The organism is Aeromicrobium massiliense JC14, assembly GCF_000312105.1.
GTDB classification, from domain to species: domain Bacteria; phylum Actinomycetota; class Actinomycetes; order Propionibacteriales; family Nocardioidaceae; genus Aeromicrobium; species Aeromicrobium massiliense.
Map to the genome: position 1 here is coordinate 1 of NZ_HE978637.1, position 16,430 is coordinate 16,430.

The following is a 16,430-nucleotide window of genomic DNA, read 5'->3' on the forward strand; positions in this document are numbered from 1 at the left end:
AACGAATGCGCGTCCACTGTGAGGTTCCCGAGATACGAACGGGAACCAACCACCACCACACAACCCCCCCCGGGGCCGGTGGGGGATGGTGACTGGTTTTGATATCTCCATAGAGTTTCGGCGACCATGGCGAGAGGGAAACACCCGGTAACATTCCGAACCCGGAAGTTAAGCCTCTCAGCGCCGATGGTACTGCCCCCGGGAGGGGGTGGGAGAGTAGGACGTCGCCGGACAACCTTTAGAGCGCGAGGCCGCCCCCACACCAGGGGGCGGCCTCGCAGCCATTTACGCGGATGAATCGCGTCCGCGCACGAGAAGGGCCCACCGCCACGGCGGTGGGCCCTTCGTCGTTGTGGGACGGCTCTAGAGCCGCTCGGCGACCCAGTCCAGGCAGTGGGTGAGCCGGCGGACGTCGTCCGGCTCGATCGCCGGGAACATCGCGACCCGCAGCTGGTTGCGCCCCAGGCCGCGGTAGCTGTCGACGTCGATGACGCCGTTCTCGCGCAGGACGCCGGTGAGCGTCTTCTGGTCGACGCCGTCCAGGTCGATCGTGCCGACCACGAGCGAGCGCTGTGCCGGGTCGGGCACGAACGGGGAGGCGTACTCCGACCGCTCGGCCCAGTCGTACAGGACGGTCGAGGACTCGGTCGTGCGGCTGACCGCCCACGCGAGCCCGCCGCGGTCGTTCAGCCAGCGCACCTGGTCGTCGAGCAGGAACAGCGTCGCCAGGGCCGGCGTGTTGTAGGTCTGGTCCTTGCGGGAGTTGTCGATCGCCGTCGGCAGGTCCAGGAACCCGGGGACGTAGCGTCCCTCCGCCTGGATGCGCTCGGCCCGCTCGATCGCGGCGGGCGACATGATCGCGACCCACAGCCCGCCGTCCGAGGCGAAGGTCTTCTGGGGGGCGAAGTAGTAGACGTCGGTCTGCGAGATGTCGACCGGTAGGCCGCCCGCGCCCGAGGTGGCGTCGACGAGCACGAGGGCGTCGTCGTCAGCGCCCGGGACGCGGCCCACCGGCACCATCACGCCGGTGGACGTCTCGTTGTGCGCCCAGGCGTAGACGTCCACCCCGGCCTCCGCGACCGGCGCGGGGTGGGTGGACGGGTCCGACTCGATGACCGTCGGGTCCGCGAGGAACGGTGCCCGCTGGGTCGCGGTGGCGAACTTGCGGGTGAACTCGCCGTGGACGAGGTGCTGCGCCTTGTCGCGCACCAGCCCGAAGGTGGCGGCGTCGAAGAAGGCGTGCGAGCCACCAACGCCCAGCACGACCTCGTAGCCGTCGGGGAGGGAGAACAGCTCGGCCAGCCCGGCGCGGATGCTGCCGACGAGACCGCGGACGGGTGCCTGCCGGTGGGAGGTGCCCATCAACGTCGTCCCGGTGGCGGCCAGTGCGGCCAAAGCCTCGGGGCGCACCTTGGAGGGTCCGGAGCCGAAGCGACCGTCGGCGGGCAGGAGCTCGGTGGGGATCTGCACGCGGCCATTCTCGCAGGCGGCCGCAGTGGACTACCTCACATGCCGACGCGCGGGACGCTCCGTACGATGCCGCTATGGTCCCCGAACCCCCCGTCGACGCCGACGCCCTGGAGATCCCGCTCGCCGAGGGCGCGCAGCACACTCGCGAGGAGTGGGAGAAGGCCACGGCCGCGGTGCTGCGGAAGTCCGGCCGCCTGGGCGAGGGCGCGCCCGACGCCGACGTGTGGGGCCGGCTGTCGACCAGCACCGTGGACGGCATCGCGGTCACGCCGCTCGGCACCGCCGACCTGGTCGCCCGGCTGACCGACCCGGGACTGCCGGGCCAGGCGCCGTACACGCGCGGCGCCCGGGTGAAGGCTCCCGAGGACGCCTGGGACGTCCGCGCCTGCTTCGCCGACCCGGAGCCGCGGACCACCACCGACCACGTCGTGACCGACCTCGAGAACGGCGTCACGTCGCTGTGGCTCCAGGTCGGCGAGGGGGAGATCGCGCCCGGTGACCTGGCGCAGGTGCTCGAGCCCGTCTTCCTCGACCTCGCCCCGGTCGTGCTCGACGCGCCCACCGTGCCGGTCGACGCCGCCCAGGCCCTCGTCGCGGTGCTGGACGACAAGGGCGTGAAGCCCGCCGAGGGCACCTCGCTGGGCGCGGACCCGATCGGCAACCGTCTGCGTGGCCATGGCGTGACCGAGCTGGACGTCGTCGACGAGGTCGCCTCCCTCGCGGTGCGGGCCGGCGTCCGGGCCATCACCGTCGACGGCACGGCCGCGCACGACCTGGGCGCCTCGGACGTCCAGGAGCTGGCCTACGTGCTGGCCGCAGGGGTCGCGTACCTCCGGGTGCTGACCGACGCCGACTCCACGACCGGGCACGAGACCGACACCGCCGCCGGACTGCTGGAGTTCCGCCTGGCCGCCACCGACGAGCAGCTGCTGACCATCGCCAAGCTGCGCGCCGCGCGCCGTCTGTGGGCCCGCGTCGGCGAGCTCAGCGGCATCGCCGAGGAGCACCGCGGCATGGCGCAGCACGCGGTCACGTCGCGGCCGATGATGACGAAGTACGACCCGTACGTGAACATGCTGCGCACCACGGTCGCGGCGTTCGCGGCCGGCGTCGGCGGGGCGGAGTCGGTGACGGTGCTGCCGTTCGACGAGCGCCTGGGCCTGCCGGAGCCGTTCAGCCGGCGCATCGCCCGCAACACGTCCAGCCTGCTCATCGAGGAGTCGCACGTCGGTGCGGTCACCGACCCGGCCGGCGGGTCGTACGCGATCGAGAAGCTCACCGACGACCTCGCCCGCGCGGCGTGGGAGCTGTTCGGCGAGCTCGAGGCTGCTGGCGGCGTGCCGGCGGCACTCGACCTGCTGCGCGACCGCATCGCCACGACGGTCTCGGACCGGGCGCTGCAGGTGGCACGCCGGAAGCGTCCGATCACCGGGGTGAGCGAGTTCCCGAACCTGCGCGAGGAGCTGCCCGAGCGGCGCCCCGCGACGTCCACCCGGCCTCAGCCGCACCGCTACGCCGCCGAGTTCGAGCAGATGCGCGACGAGCCGGTCGGGCAGCCGGTCTTCCTGGCCACCATGGGCCCGGTCGCGCAGCACACCGCGCGCGCGACGTTCGCCAGCAACCTGCTTGCCGCGGGCGGCATCGACGCCATCGTCGCCGGGGCCACCGACGGCGCCGAGGCGGTGGTGGCCGCGTACGCCGAGGCCGGACGTCCGCCGGTCGCCGTGCTCGCCGGCACCGACGCCGCCTACGGGGAGTGGGGCGCCGCGCTGGTCGCCGCGCTGCGCGAGGCGGGCGCGGCCCGCGTCGTCCTGGCCGGCAAGCCGGACGCGGTCGACGCCAAGCTGGACGACTCCGCCGCCGCCGGGCTCGACGCCCTGGCCTTCCTGCGCCGCACCCGAGAGGCACTCGCATGAGCATCCCGAAGAGCTTCGCCGGCCTGCCGCTCGACCCCGAGCAGGCCCCGCGTCCGGACGCCGAGGCGCTGGCCGCCGCGACCGCCGGCCACCAGCCGTGGGCGTCGCCCGAGGGCATCGACGTGAAGGGGCTGTACACGGCCGCCGACGTCGATGGCCTGGACGCGCTCGACACCTACCCGGGTCTCACGCCGTTCCTGCGCGGCCCGTACCCGGCGATGTACACGACGCAGCCGTGGACGATCCGTCAGTACGCGGGCTTCTCCACCGCCGAGGAGTCCAACGCCTTCTACCGGCGCAACCTCGCCGCCGGGCAGAAGGGCCTGTCGGTCGCCTTCGACCTGGCGACCCACCGCGGCTACGACTCCGACAACCCGCGCGTCGTCGGCGACGTGGGCATGGCGGGCGTCGCGATCGACTCGATCTACGACACGCGCACCCTGTTCGACGGCATCCCGCTGGACAGGATGAGCGTCTCGATGACGATGAACGGCGCCGTGCTACCGGTGCTGGCGCTCTACATCGTGGCCGCCGAGGAGCAGGGCGTGAAGCCCGAGCAGCTGGCCGGGACCATCCAGAACGACATCCTCAAGGAGTTCATGGTCCGCAACACCTACATCTACCCGCCGGCGCCCTCGATGCGGATCATCTCCGACATCTTCGCGTTCACGGCCCAGCGGATGCCGCGGTTCAACTCGATCTCGATCTCCGGCTACCACATGCAGGAGGCGGGGGCGACGAACGACCTCGAGCTCGCGTACACGCTGGCCGACGGCGTCGACTACATCCGCGCCGGGCTCGACGTGGGCCTGGACATCGACGCCTTCGCGCCGCGGCTGAGCTTCTTCTGGGCCATCGGCATGAACTTCTTCATGGAGGTCGCCAAGCTGCGCGCGGCCCGCGCCCTGTGGGCCCGGCTGGTGCGCGACTTCGACCCGAAGAACCCCAAGAGCCTGAGCCTGCGCACGCACAGCCAGACGTCCGGCTGGTCGCTCACCGCCCAGGACGTGTTCAACAACGTCGGCCGCACCGCGATCGAGGCGATGGCCGCGACGCAGGGCCACACCCAGTCGCTGCACACCAACGCACTGGACGAGGCGATCGCGCTGCCGACCGACTTCAGCGCCCGCATCGCCCGCAACACCCAGCTGCTGCTGCAGCAGGAGTCGGGCACGACCGACGTCATCGACCCGTGGGGCGGCTCGTACTACGTCGAAAAGCTCACCCACGACCTGGCGAACCGCGCCTGGGCGCACATCCTGGAGGTCGAGAAGGCCGGTGGCATGTCCAAGGCCATCGAGGCCGGCATCCCCAAGATGCGCATCGAGGAGGCCGCGGCCCGCACCCAGGCACGCATCGACTCCGGCAAGCAGGCGGTCATCGGCGTCAACACCTACCGGCTGGCCGACGAGGACCCGCTCGAGGTGCTGAAGGTCGACAACAAGGCCGTCTACGCCTCCCAGGTGGCCAAGCTCGAGCGGCTGCGCGCCGAGCGCGACGACGACGAGGTGCGCCGCACCCTGGAGGCCCTGACGAACAGCGCCGAGCGTGGCGCGTCCCGTGACGGCTCGCTCGACGGCAACCTGCTGGCGCTCGCCGTGGACGCGGCGCGGGCCAAGGCGACGGTCGGCGAGATCTCCGACGCGCTGGAGAAGGTGTACGGACGCCACCAGGCGGTCATCCGTACGATCTCGGGTGTGTACCGCTCCGAGGCCGGTGGCGCCGGCAACGTCGAGGCCGTGATCGCGAAGACCGAGCGCTTCGAGGAGGCCGAGGGCCGTCGCCCGCGCATCCTGGTGGCGAAGATGGGCCAGGACGGGCACGACCGCGGGCAGAAGGTCATCGTCTCGGCGTTCGCCGACATGGGCTTCACCGTCGACGTCGGGCCGCTGTTCTCCACGCCCGAGGAGGTCGCCCAGCAGGCGGTGGACGCGGACGTGGACATCGTGGGCGTCTCGTCGCTGGCCGCCGGCCACCTCACGCTCGTCCCGGCGCTCAAGTCCGCGCTGGCCGAGCTCGGCCGGCCGGAGATCATGATCGTCGTCGGCGGCGTCATCCCGCCCGACGACGTCCCGACCCTGCTCGAGATGGGCGCCGCCGCGGTGTTCCCACCCGGCTCGGTCATCGCCGACTCGGCCCTGGACCTGCTCGACAAGCTCGCCGACCAGCTCGGGCACTGAGCCCGTGCCCCGGACGATCGACGTCGCCGAGCTCGCCGCCGGGGTCCGTGCCGGGCAGCGGGCGGCGGTGTCGCGGGCGATCACGCTGGTCGAGTCGCGCCGCGCCGACCACCGCGCGCTGGCGCGCGACCTGCTGGCCGACCTGACCCCGGACGCCGGGGGCGCGGTGCGGGTCGGCATCTCCGGCGTGCCCGGCGTCGGCAAGTCCACGTTCATCGAGGCCCTGGGCATGCACCTGGTCGGGCGCGGGCAGAAGGTCGGCGTGCTCGCGGTCGACCCGTCCAGCGTCCGCACCGGCGGCTCGGTGCTCGGCGACAAGACCCGGATGGCGCAGCTCTCGGCGCACCCGCAGGCGTACATCCGCCCGTCGCCGACGGCGGGGACGCTCGGCGGCGTCGCGCGCGCCACCGCCCAGGCGATCACCGTGCTCGAGGCGGCCGGCTACGACGCGGTGCTGGTCGAGACCGTGGGCGTCGGCCAGTCCGAGATCACCGTGGCCGGGATGGTCGACTCGTTCCTGTTCCTCACCATCGCGCGCACCGGCGACCAGCTGCAGGGCATCAAGAAGGGCATCCTGGAGATCGCCGACGTCATCGCGGTCAACAAGGCCGACGGCGAGCGCGTCACCGAGGCGCGGGCCGCGGCCAAGGAGCTGTCCGGCGCGCTGCGGCTCGTCCACGCCGGCGGCCAGGGGTGGGTGCCGCCGGTGCTCACCTGCTCGGCGGTCGAGGGCACCGACATCGACACCGTGTGGCAGCGCGTGCTGAGGCACCGCGAGTTCCTCGGCATTGCCGGGCTGTGCGAGAAACGGGCCCAGCAGCAGCTCGACTTCGCCTGGGCGCTGGTGCGCGACGAGCTCGAGCAGCGGCTGGCGAGCGACCCGGAGGTCGCCCGCGTGCGCGACGAGGTGCGGGCCGAGGTGCTGGCCGGACGCATGCCGGCGGCCACGGCGGCCGACCGCATCATCGCCGCCTGGGACGACTAGCGAGACGGAGGGGCCACCTCCCCGTGCCGGACGCCGGTATCGTGCCCCCGGAACCGACGAGAGGGGGAGGACGTGAGCTCGTTGAGCCCACAGCGCCTCATGGGCGCCGTGCGACGAAGGGCACCGGGGCGCCGCGAACGGCCCGCTGCGACATCGACGGAGACGCGGGCCGTCCTGGCCGGTGGACTGTTCGACCCGTGGTACTACGCGCTGCAGGTCGGTCGAGGGATGACGGCTGACGAGGCGGTGGCGCACTTCCTGGCTCGCGGCGCCGCCGAGGGTCTGCGACCGAACCCCTTGACCGAGACGGCGGTGCTCCGCCCTGAGGCCGTCCGTGAGGCGGTCCTGGACGGATCCGCGCGCACGCTACCGGTTCGTCGCTGGTTCGACGACGTCGGCTTCGTCGCTGCCGTCCCGGACAGCGTCGACCATCCTGGAGGGCCGGTCGGCGCCTACCTGGACCGTGCCCGCGCCGCTCAGCCCACTCCGAAGGTCGAAGGACGCTCCTGGGCCGACTTCGTCGTGCGACGGGAGAAGCAGGCCAAGGCGCTGCGCGCGATCCTGCGCTCGGGAGTGGTGGACCGGGAGTTCTACGAGCGACAGGTCGGACGGACGTTCCCGAGCGGCCGGGCGGCCGCATGGCACTTCCTCGAGGAAGGAGAGGCCGACGGGTTGTCCCTCACCCCGATCTTCGTCGGTGAGTGGTATCGCCGCACGAGTGGCGCCCGGGGCACCCTGCTGCTGAGCCAGCTCCTGCGAGCCGGCCAGTCGAGGGGCGCGGCTGGTCCTCACCTGGACCTGGGCGAGTACGTGCTCGCCCACCCCGAGGCGCTCGAGCACCGGAGCGGACCGCTGGCCCACTTCCTCGAGGAGGCCGACGACGACACGATGACGGTCCCGACGCCAGGATCCGGCGTCCGCCCGGCCCGGTTCGGCACGCTGCGCGCGACGATGATGGCGACGGCCGACGAGCTGGGTCTGGCCGGCCCGCGCACCGTGAGCACCGTCGCCGCGTGGGCCGTCGCCGCCGGTTCCCCTACCCGGTGCTCGTCCACGGCATCGGTCGCCGTGCTGCTGGACGCCCATGACTGGGACGCGGGCACGATCAAGACCTTGCGCAGCGTCCTGGACCAGACCCACGAGCACGTGGTGCTACGAGTGGCGGTCGAGCCGGAGGCCGGCTCAAGGGTCGAGATCGAACCTCGGACGGCCGGCCACCGGGTGGAGTGGGTCGAGACGGCCGCCCGCGACGTCGGGACTCGCCTCGCCGCGGTCGCGGCGACCGCGGCGGAGGACTTCGTCATGGTGTGGCAGCCCCAGGAGTCGTGGCACCCCGACCTGCTGTGCGGACTCGTCACGGCGGCGGGCGACGGCGTGGGTGCCTACGCTGCGATCCATGACGAGGCGGCGGGCGCGACAGTCGGCCCGCTGCCGCTGGCCGAGCACCGCGTCTGGCACCGGGCGCGCCCGCTCAGCGGCGTGCTGGTGCGTCGTGTTGAGCTCGTGCGGGCGGGATTCGCCGAGACCGCCGGCGACCAGCGAGGGTGGGAGCTGTTGCTGCGACTCGGCGACAGCCTGACCTTCGCACCGTTCATCGGCGTGCGTGGGCGCGACCTGGGACGGGAACCGGCCCCTCGCGGGTGGACGTCCACCGACGAGAACGTCGTGCGTGCGCAGCGCATCGTGGACTGGGCCGGCGCCGCCGACGAGCTGCCCACGCGGGTCGCGGACCGCGTGTCGCTCGTGGTGCCGACGTACCGGGACTGGCAGATGACCACGACGGCCGTGGCGAGCGCCCTCGCCCACGGCAGTGGTGACATGGAGGTCGTCATCGTCGACAACGGCTCGGCCCCCGACGTCGCGCTGACGTTGGCCGCGACCTTTGCCGGCGACGACCGGGTGGTGGTGCGGCACGTGCCGGTCAACACCAACTTCGCGACAGGCTCGAACCTCGGTGCCGTCTGGTCGACGGGTGAGACGGTCGTGTTCCTGAACAACGACACCGTCGCTCAGCCCGACTGGCTCGAGCCCCTCGTGGCCGCCCTCGCGGAGCCAGGCGTGCTGGGCACGCAGTCCCTGCTGCTGTATCCCGACGGCACGATCCAGACGGCCGGCACCGTGTTCCACGGGCCTCACACGGTCGCGTCGCACTTCCTGGCCGGGCATCCCGTCGAGGACCTCGTGCCGGAGATCGACCTGCGATTCCGGGCCGCCACGGCCGCGTGCCTCATGATGCGTGCGCAGACCGTCGTCAGCGCGCGCGGGTTCGACCCCGTGTTCGTGAACGGCATGGAGGACGTGGACCTGTGCCTGCGTGTCGCGCAGCAGCAGCCCGGTGCCTTCGTGACGGTTCCTGCATCCCGCGTCGTGCACGCCGAGAGCAAGACACCGGGCCGGATGGACCGGATCGAGCCGAACCGGCTGCGGTTCCTGGCGCGCTGGGGTGCCGAGCTGCCGGGGCCGGACGACCGGCCGTGGCAGCAGGCTGGGTTCGCCGTCGCGCAACGGCTGGTGGACGGCGGGCTGCCGGCCAGCCGGCGACGCACGTCCGTGCGCACGATCCTGAGTCGTCCGCGGGCCACGGTGCAGGACGGCCCCGCCGCGGGCCTGCCCAGTCTGCGCTGGTCGATCAAGATCGCGGCCCCCGCAGGCCCGCTGGGGGAGGCGTGGGGTGACACCCACTTCGCGGCCGACCTTGCGCGGGCCTTGCGCCGCTACGGCCAGCAGGTGGTGGTCGATCGGCGTGAGGTGCACGTCCGGCCGGCCTCGGATTACCTCGACGACGTGACGTTGACCCTCCGAGGACTCGATCGGGTCTCGCCGCAGCCGGGCGCGACCAACCTCCTGTGGGTCATCAGCCATCCCGACGACGTGAGCGACGACGAGCTGCGGTCGGGCTTCGACCGGATCTATGCGGCCAGCCGCTCCTGGGCGGACAGAGCGACGACGCGCAGCGGCGTGTCGGTGCGGCCGTTGCTCCAGGCCACTGATCCAGACCGCTTCTCGCCCCAGGGTGCCGCGACCGCCGGCCTGGGCGTCCTGTTCGTCGGCAACTCGCGGAAGGTCTTCCGCCCGGTCGTGCGCGACGCGGTCGCCGCGGGGGCCGACCTCACCGTGTTCGGTCGAGACTGGGACGGCCTCATCGATCCGCAGCTCGTGCGGGCCGAGCTCCTGCCCAACGAGCAGCTGCCGGCGGCGTACCGCGGGGCTGACGTGGTGCTCAACGACCACTGGCGTGACATGGCGGTCGAAGGCTTCGTCTCGAATCGCCTGTTCGACGCCGTAGCCGCCGGCGCGCGGGTGGTGAGCGACGCGGTCGAGGGGCTCGACGCGCTGTTCGGCGGATCCGTCCAGGTCTATCGGACGGCGGACGACCTGTCGACGCTGCTCGACCCCGCGTGCGCCCGCTGGCCCGACGACGAAGCCCGCCGGGCGAACGCTCGTGCCGTCGCAGAGCACCACTCGTTCGACGCCCGCGCCCGCACGCTGCTGGCCGACGTCCTGGACCAGCGTGAGGTGGACCATTCCCTCCGGGTGGCAGGTCCGGGTCCCGCCCCACGTGGCGACGTGTAATGTGACGACGGCCCTCCGACCTCCCAACCTCGGCGTCAGCCGAGCCAGCTCCTCTGCAGAAAGCCCGACAGCATGAGAAAGCGGATCAGCTCCGTGCACGGCCGGATCCGCCCGACGCCGGCTCCTCCGGCGGCGCCGACCGCCGTGCCCGTCCGGGCGCAGCGTTCGCGGCGGGACGCGCAGGTCATGCTGGAGTCCGGGGCGTTCGACGTGAGCTGGTACGCCGGTGAGGCCGGCGCCGCGTTCTCCACGCTCGAGGACGCCGTGGCGCACTACCTGGCGGAGGGAGCCGAGGCAGGACTGGCACCCCATCCGTTGTTCGACCCCACCACCGTGCGCAAGGTGCTGGACCGCTCGACCCCGTTCGGGACCTATCTGCGCCGCAGGAAGCTCTGGAGCAGGTCCCCGCACCCTGGGTGGGACCTGGCGTTCTGGCTGCGTGACCACCCGGAGGCGCTGGACCACCCGTACGGGCCCCTGGCCCATCTGGCCGCGACTCTCGGCGACGACACGATGCTGCCGCTGGTCACCCTCGAGGGCCGCCGGATCGTGCGTTGGGGGGACGTCCTGCCGTCGTGGACGCGCAGCAGCCGGCTGTGGACCGACATCTCGCGACTTCGCATCCCCGCGCTGGTCACGTCCCTGCCGGACAGCCACGTCCTTCCCGACCTCCCGCCGACGCCGCGGGACGACAGCACGCTCGTGTCTGTCGTGATCGCGTCCTGGAACCGCGCCGCCTCGCTGCGTGGCGCGATCGAGTCGGTCCAGGCTCAGACATGGCCGCACTGGGAGGCTGTCGTCGTCGACGACGGATCCGACGACGACACCGCGGTCGTCGTGCGCGCGCTCGCCGCCCGTGACGAACGTGTGCGCCTGGTCAGCCGGCCGCACGAGGGCGTGAGCGCGGCTCGGAACGCCGGCATCGCCCACGCGCGTGGCGCCTACGTCGCGTTCCTGGACTCCGACAACGTGTGGCAGCCCGGCTTCCTCAAGGCGATGGTGGCGGTGATGAGCGACGGTGGGCTGACAGCGGCCTACGGGACGCTCGAGCAGCGCACCGCGAAGGGCTCGGAGTTCCGGTGCGTCGCCTCACTGACGCGGGAGATCCTGCTGCGTGACAACCACGTGGACCTCAACGTCCTCGTGGTGCGCACCGACCTGCTCCGCACGGTCGGGGGCTTCGACGAGGGCCTGCGTCGCGCCGTCGACTACGACCTCGTGCTCCGCCTGTCGGTGCACACGGACCTGGTCCATGTGCCGGTGGTCGGTGTCGCGTACACGAACGACTCCTCGGCCGAGGACCGGATCTCGGTCCGTGAGCCGATGGCCTGGAACGACGTGGTGCACCAGCGGCACGTCGTCGACTGGGAAGCGGCACGCCGCGTTCCGCGGGTCCAGGGTCGGGTGAGCGTCGTCGTCACCGCGAACGACCGTCCGCTGACGGTGCTGCGGGCGATGCGCGCGGTCGCGTCGTCCCTTCGGGGCGTCGACCACGAGATCGTGGTGGTGGACGTGTCGCGGGGGCGGGAGATCCTGGCACGCACCCTCTCCCTGGTCGCCGGCGCGTCGAACGTGCGGTACCTGCGGCACCAGCGTCCGGTGGCCTTCGCGACCGCCGCATCGGTGGGCGCCGCCCATACGACGGGTGAGCACGTGGTGCTGCTCGACGGCGGAGTGGTGCCGCGACCGTCGGCAGTGCCGGCCCTCATCGAGGCGTTGGAGGCCGGGGCGGACGCCGCGCAGCCGGTCGTCGTGCGCGGCGACGACTCGGTGGTCGTCACGGCGGGCTCGGTCTTCGCCCGCCGTGAGGCCGTCCCGGCGCAGCTGCTCGCCGGGCATCCGGTCGGTGACCTGGAGGTGCTGGAGTCGCGGACGCCGTTGGCCGCCCTGAGCGGTTCCGCGGTCGCCCTCCGTGCCGCCGCGCTGCTCGAGCTCGACGGGCTCGATCCGCTCATGCGCGACGAGCTCGAGCTCGCCGACCTGTCGTTGCGCTGGCGTGCGCGTCAGCCCGACGTCGGGCTCGTCCTCGTGCGCGACGCGCGCATGCACGTGCCCGTGGCACCGCGCGGCGGCGAGGACCGACATGCGACCCGGCGAGTCTTCCGCGAGCGGCACGCCGGTTCCGTGCGGGCCACCCCGGCCTCGTTCTGGCGGCGATGGGGATGGGAGGCCACGCACTGGACGGTCGACGACGCGCCGCTCGACCCGGTCCGGCCGGTCGTGCACCGGCCTGAGCGGGCCGCCGGGTCGTTGCGCTGGCTCCTGCTCGTCGGCGAGCACCCCTCCGACTGGGTGCGCGCCTGGAGCGCGGCGCTGGTCGATGCCATCGAGGCGTGCGGTGACGTCGCGGTGATCAAGCCCAGCGCTCGGGTGGACCACTCGGCGAGCTATCTGGACGACGTCGTCCTGGCGCTCGTTCCGGAGGCCTCGATGCCCGAGGGGCAGGAGGTCGTCCGGGTGCGGTGGGTCCATGCCGCGCCGTGGACCGTCCCGGCCAACGCGAGCGCAGGCGACCTGTCGATCGGCTCGACCGAGGGCGGCCCGGGTGGGATCAGCCCCGAGATCACGCGTCCACCGGTGTCGTTCGAGGGCGGTTGGGTGGCCGGCACGCTCAGTGGGCCGGCACCGGCGACCGTCACCCCGGGCGCCGAGCCGGTGCTGGTCGTGGGTTCGGTCGAGCTCGCGCCGCTCGTCGTCCGAACGCTGCAGGACGCAGGCGTGCCGTTCCGTGTCGTGGGAGAGACCTGGCGCGCGGCACTGACACGCGCCGACCCCAAGGAGCGTCCACCCGCCGAGGTGCTCCCGTGGCCGGATGGTCCGGCGGAGTGGGCCGAGCTGCTCGGCTCGGCTCGACACGTCGTCGTCCTGCACGACCACGCCGCCGTGGTGGAAGGATTCTGGTCCCCGCTCGTGATCGATGCGCTCGCCGTACGGGGGGCCGTGATCACGAACCTAGGCGCAGAGACCACGCCGTGGGCCAGCGGCGTGCAGAGCTTCGGGTCCTACGAGGAGCTCGTCGCGATGCTGCGGTCCGACCACGAGCCCCGGCTCGACGACGACGCTCGTCACGCCCTGCTGCAGTCGCGGGGAACGTCGACGGTCGTGAGGGCCCTGCGCGAGCGGGTCCTGACCATGCTCCCCGATCAGGAACAGGACTGACCGTGCGCCGACTCGCCGCCGTAGCCCACTGGGACCCTGACGGACTCGCCGGACCACATGTCGTGCGTCTTCTCAAGCAGATGTCGGAGGTCTGCGACGAGGTCGTGCTGGTGACGACCTCGCCGCTGCAGGCCGACGCGCGGATCCAGGTCACGCCGTTCGCCGACGTCGTCGAACGAGAGAACGTCGGACAGGACTTCCTCGGCTGGAAGACGGTCCTGGACGCGCGGCTGTCGCACGGCTTCGACGAGGTGGTCCTGACCAACGACACCTACGTAGGAATGTTGCGCGATCCGGGGCACATGTTCGCGGAGATGGACGGCCGCCCCGTCGAGTACTGGGGGGTGACGCTCAGCGACCAGATCACCCGCCACCTGCAGAGCTTCTTCCTGGTGATGCGCGCGCCGGTGCTGCAGTCGCGCGCGTTCACCGAGTTCTGGCGCCGGATGCGCCCGGCTGCCACGCGCGTGGAGGCCATCTACAACCAGGAGGTGGGGCTGAGCGGCGCCCTCGACGCCGCGGGGTTCGTCGGTGAGCCGTACTTCCGGCCCACGGCAGCCGAGGAGGACCTCGCCTGGCGGCGGGACGCGTGGTACAAGCGCAAGCGGCGGCAGCGGGATGTCGCCCTGGGGCGCACGGGCCAGTCGATCCCGCCCATCGGAACGCCGTTCAACCCTGCCGTCGCATATGCCGATGCGGCCTTGGCCGACGGTCGCCTCCCGCTGGTCAAGTTCGACACGCTGCGGTACGACCCCTACTTCCTGGGCACCGATCACCTGTTGACGTTGTGCGAGCAGCGCTTCCCAGAGATGTTCGACGGCATCCGCGAGTTCCTGGCCCGGACGGACCCTGCCTATCCGCTCCGCAACCTCGACAACCGTGGCGGTGCCGTCCTGTCAGCGGAGGAACAGGCTACGATCGGCTACCACGCCTGCTAGACCTCGGTCCGGGCGCCGCCGTTCAAGACCGCCGGAGGCTGGATGCCCACGCCAGGATCGATCGTCTGCCCAGCTTGTCAAGGAGTCGGCCGGCTCAACCCCGGGCCAGGCGGACGTCCCTTGGCCGCGTGCCGCCACTGCGGCAGTCTGGAGCGGCATCGTGCCCTGGTCGGGCTGCTCCCAGCAACGGCCAAGCACGCGGCGCGGGGCCTCGTGCTGGACGTCGCGCCGACGCCCGTGACCTCGGAGATCATCCGGGCGACGGCCGGCGACGCGGGCAGCCGCTACCTCGGCATGGACTTCGACCCCGCGGCCGACAAGCGGGCGGTGAACGTCCAGGCCAGCCTGACCGACATCCCGCTGCCCGACTCCAGTGTCGGCCTGGTCATCTGTTTCCACGTCCTGGAGCACATCCCGGACGATCGGACCGCCATGCGTGACCTCGCCCGCGTCCTCGCCGACGGCGGGCTCGCCCTCGTGCAGGTGCCGCGCAAGGTCGGTGTCCCGACGGACGAGGACCCGTCCGCCCCGGTGGAGGTGCGACTCGAGCGGTTCGGCCAGGCTGATCACGTCCGTTTCTACGGTGAAGACTTCGAGGACCGCCTGCAGGAGTCAGGACTCACGGTCACCGCGATCGTGATGAGTGACCTGTACGACCCGCTCGAGTGCGAGGCCCTCGGCATCGACCCGGCTGAGACCGTGTGGCTGTGCACGACGGGCGAGGCCGTCGACCTGCCGGAGCTGCGGGGGCAGTGCGGAGCATCGGCGCAGCGCTCGATCCTGGATGGGCTGGACCGCACGTTCCTGCTGGCGGACCAGCGTGGAGCCGAGCTGCGAGCCTCGGCCGACCGTCTGCGCGCCAGCCAGGAGCGGCTCCGCGCGACCGCTGCGAAGCTCCGCTCCAAGAACGAGCGCATCCGCGAGCTCAAGGCCCGCCTGGCCGATGCGCGCGCTGGACACCGCCCGACCCGTCTGTCTCGTGTGCGAGCGCGAGTCGGCCGCGTCCGGCGTCGTCTTCGACAGCACTGAGCCGGACGCACGACGGCCCCGGCACCCTCGCGGGTCCGGGGCCGTGGTGGCTCAGCGGGTCAGGCGTGGGCCCAGTCCGGGTTCCAGCCGTCGACCTCGTCCGCGGCGCGCGACGCCGGGCCGGTGTAGATCGACGACGGGCGGATGAGGCGTCCGGTGCGCTTCTGCTCCAGGATGTGCGCGCTCCAGCCGGCGGTGCGGGCGGAGGTGAACATCGCGGTGAACATGTGCGGCGGGATCTGCGCGTAGTCCAGGACGATGGCCGCCCAGAACTCCACGTTCGTCTCCAGCACGCGGTCAGGACGACGCTCGCGCAGCTCGGCCAGGGCGGCCTGCTCGAGCGCCTCAGCGACCTCGGCGCGGGGAGCGTTGAGCTCCTTGGCCGTGCGGCGCAGGGTGCGGGCGCGGGGGTCCTCGGCGCGGTAGACGCGGTGGCCGAAGCCCATGAGGCGCTCGCCGCCGTCGAGCAGCTTCTTGACGTACGCGCGCGCGTCGCCGAGCTGCTCGACCTCCTCGATCATCGTCAGCACGCGGGCCGGGGCGCCGCCGTGCAGCGGGCCCGACATGGCACCGACGGCGCCCGACAGGGCGGCCGCGGCGTCCGCGCCGGTGGAGGCGATGACGCGGGCGGTGAACGTCGAGGCGTTCATGCCGTGCTCGGCGGCCGAGACCCAGTAGGCGTCGATTGCCTTGACGTGGTCGGGGTTCACCTCGCCGCGCCAGCGGGTCAGGAAGCGCTCGGTGATCGTGGAGCACTTGTCGATCTCGCTCTGCGGCACGAACGGCTGACCCACGCCGCGCGCGGCCTGGGCGACGTACGACAGCACCATGACGGCGGTGCGGGCGAGGTCGTCGCGGGCCTGCTCGTCGGAGATGTCGTACAGCTGCTTCATGCCCCACGCGGGCGCGGTCAGCGCGATGGCGCTCTGCACGTCGGCGCGGATGTCGCCCGAGTGCACGGGGATGGGGAACGGCTCCGCGGGCGGCAGGCCGGGCTCGTAGGCGCCGTCGACCAGCAGGCCCCAGATCTTCTCGAACGGCACGCGGCCGACGAGGTCGTCGATGTCGACGCCGCGGTAGCGCAGCGCAGACCCTTCCTTGTCGGGCTCGGCGATCTCGCTCTCGAACGCGATCACGCCCTCGAGGCCGTGGTGGACTTCAGTCATGGGCTCATCATGCC

At 72.3% G+C, this 16,430-nt stretch carries 9 protein-coding genes and 1 rRNA gene; 8 read left to right on the top strand and 2 right to left on the bottom strand.

What is annotated here, in order from left to right; genetic code table 11:
- Nucleotides 1–116: 116 nt before the first annotated feature.
- A 5S ribosomal RNA gene (rrf, locus tag HGAM_RS07015) occupies nucleotides 117–233 on the top strand.
- A gap of 130 nt (nucleotides 234–363) precedes the next feature.
- Here the strand turns inward: rrf and serC are convergent.
- Entirely contained in the window at nucleotides 364–1,470 is a 1,107-nt protein-coding gene (gene serC / locus HGAM_RS07020) for a phosphoserine transaminase (RefSeq protein ID WP_019144766.1), read from the bottom strand.
- Between the two features lie 74 nt (nucleotides 1,471–1,544).
- Between serC and HGAM_RS07025 the strand changes: the two genes are divergently transcribed.
- From HGAM_RS07025 to HGAM_RS18230, 7 genes are all read left to right on the top strand, one after another.
- Nucleotides 1,545–3,386 carry a methylmalonyl-CoA mutase family protein gene (locus tag HGAM_RS07025; RefSeq protein WP_019144767.1) on the top strand — a complete coding sequence of 614 codons (1,842 nt, stop codon included), beginning with the start codon at nucleotides 1,545–1,547 and terminating at the stop codon, nucleotides 3,384–3,386.
- Complete coding sequence (scpA, locus tag HGAM_RS07030; protein WP_019144768.1) at nucleotides 3,383–5,566, top strand: methylmalonyl-CoA mutase; 2,184 nt, start codon at nucleotides 3,383–3,385, stop codon at nucleotides 5,564–5,566. Before HGAM_RS07025 ends, scpA begins: the two co-directional genes overlap by 4 nt.
- 4 nt (nucleotides 5,567–5,570) lie before the next feature.
- A complete protein-coding gene (meaB, locus tag HGAM_RS07035) occupies nucleotides 5,571–6,551 on the top strand; it encodes a methylmalonyl Co-A mutase-associated GTPase MeaB (protein ID WP_019144769.1) in 981 nt (326 codons plus the stop codon).
- Nucleotides 6,552–6,779: 228 nt separating this feature from the next.
- Nucleotides 6,780–10,124 (top strand): glycosyltransferase, encoded by a 3,345-nt coding sequence (locus HGAM_RS07040; protein WP_019144770.1) that lies wholly within the window; start codon nucleotides 6,780–6,782, stop codon nucleotides 10,122–10,124.
- A 186-nt stretch (nucleotides 10,125–10,310) separates the two neighbouring features.
- On the top strand, nucleotides 10,311–13,283 hold the full coding sequence (locus tag HGAM_RS07050) for a glycosyltransferase family 2 protein (protein WP_019144772.1): 2,973 nt from the start codon (nucleotides 10,311–10,313) through the stop codon (nucleotides 13,281–13,283).
- A 62-nt stretch (nucleotides 13,284–13,345) separates the two neighbouring features.
- Entirely contained in the window at nucleotides 13,346–14,221 is an 876-nt protein-coding gene (locus HGAM_RS07055; RefSeq protein ID WP_019144773.1) for a rhamnan synthesis F family protein, read from the top strand.
- Between the two features lie 237 nt (nucleotides 14,222–14,458).
- Nucleotides 14,459–15,250 (top strand): class I SAM-dependent methyltransferase, encoded by a 792-nt coding sequence (locus HGAM_RS18230; RefSeq protein WP_245532112.1) that lies wholly within the window; start codon nucleotides 14,459–14,461, stop codon nucleotides 15,248–15,250.
- Nucleotides 15,251–15,309: 59 nt separating this feature from the next.
- On the opposite strand, the gene HGAM_RS07065 is transcribed toward HGAM_RS18230, so the two are convergent.
- Entirely contained in the window at nucleotides 15,310–16,416 is a 1,107-nt protein-coding gene (locus HGAM_RS07065) for a citrate synthase 2 (RefSeq protein WP_019144775.1), read from the bottom strand.
- Between the last annotated feature and the right edge of the window lie 14 nt (nucleotides 16,417–16,430).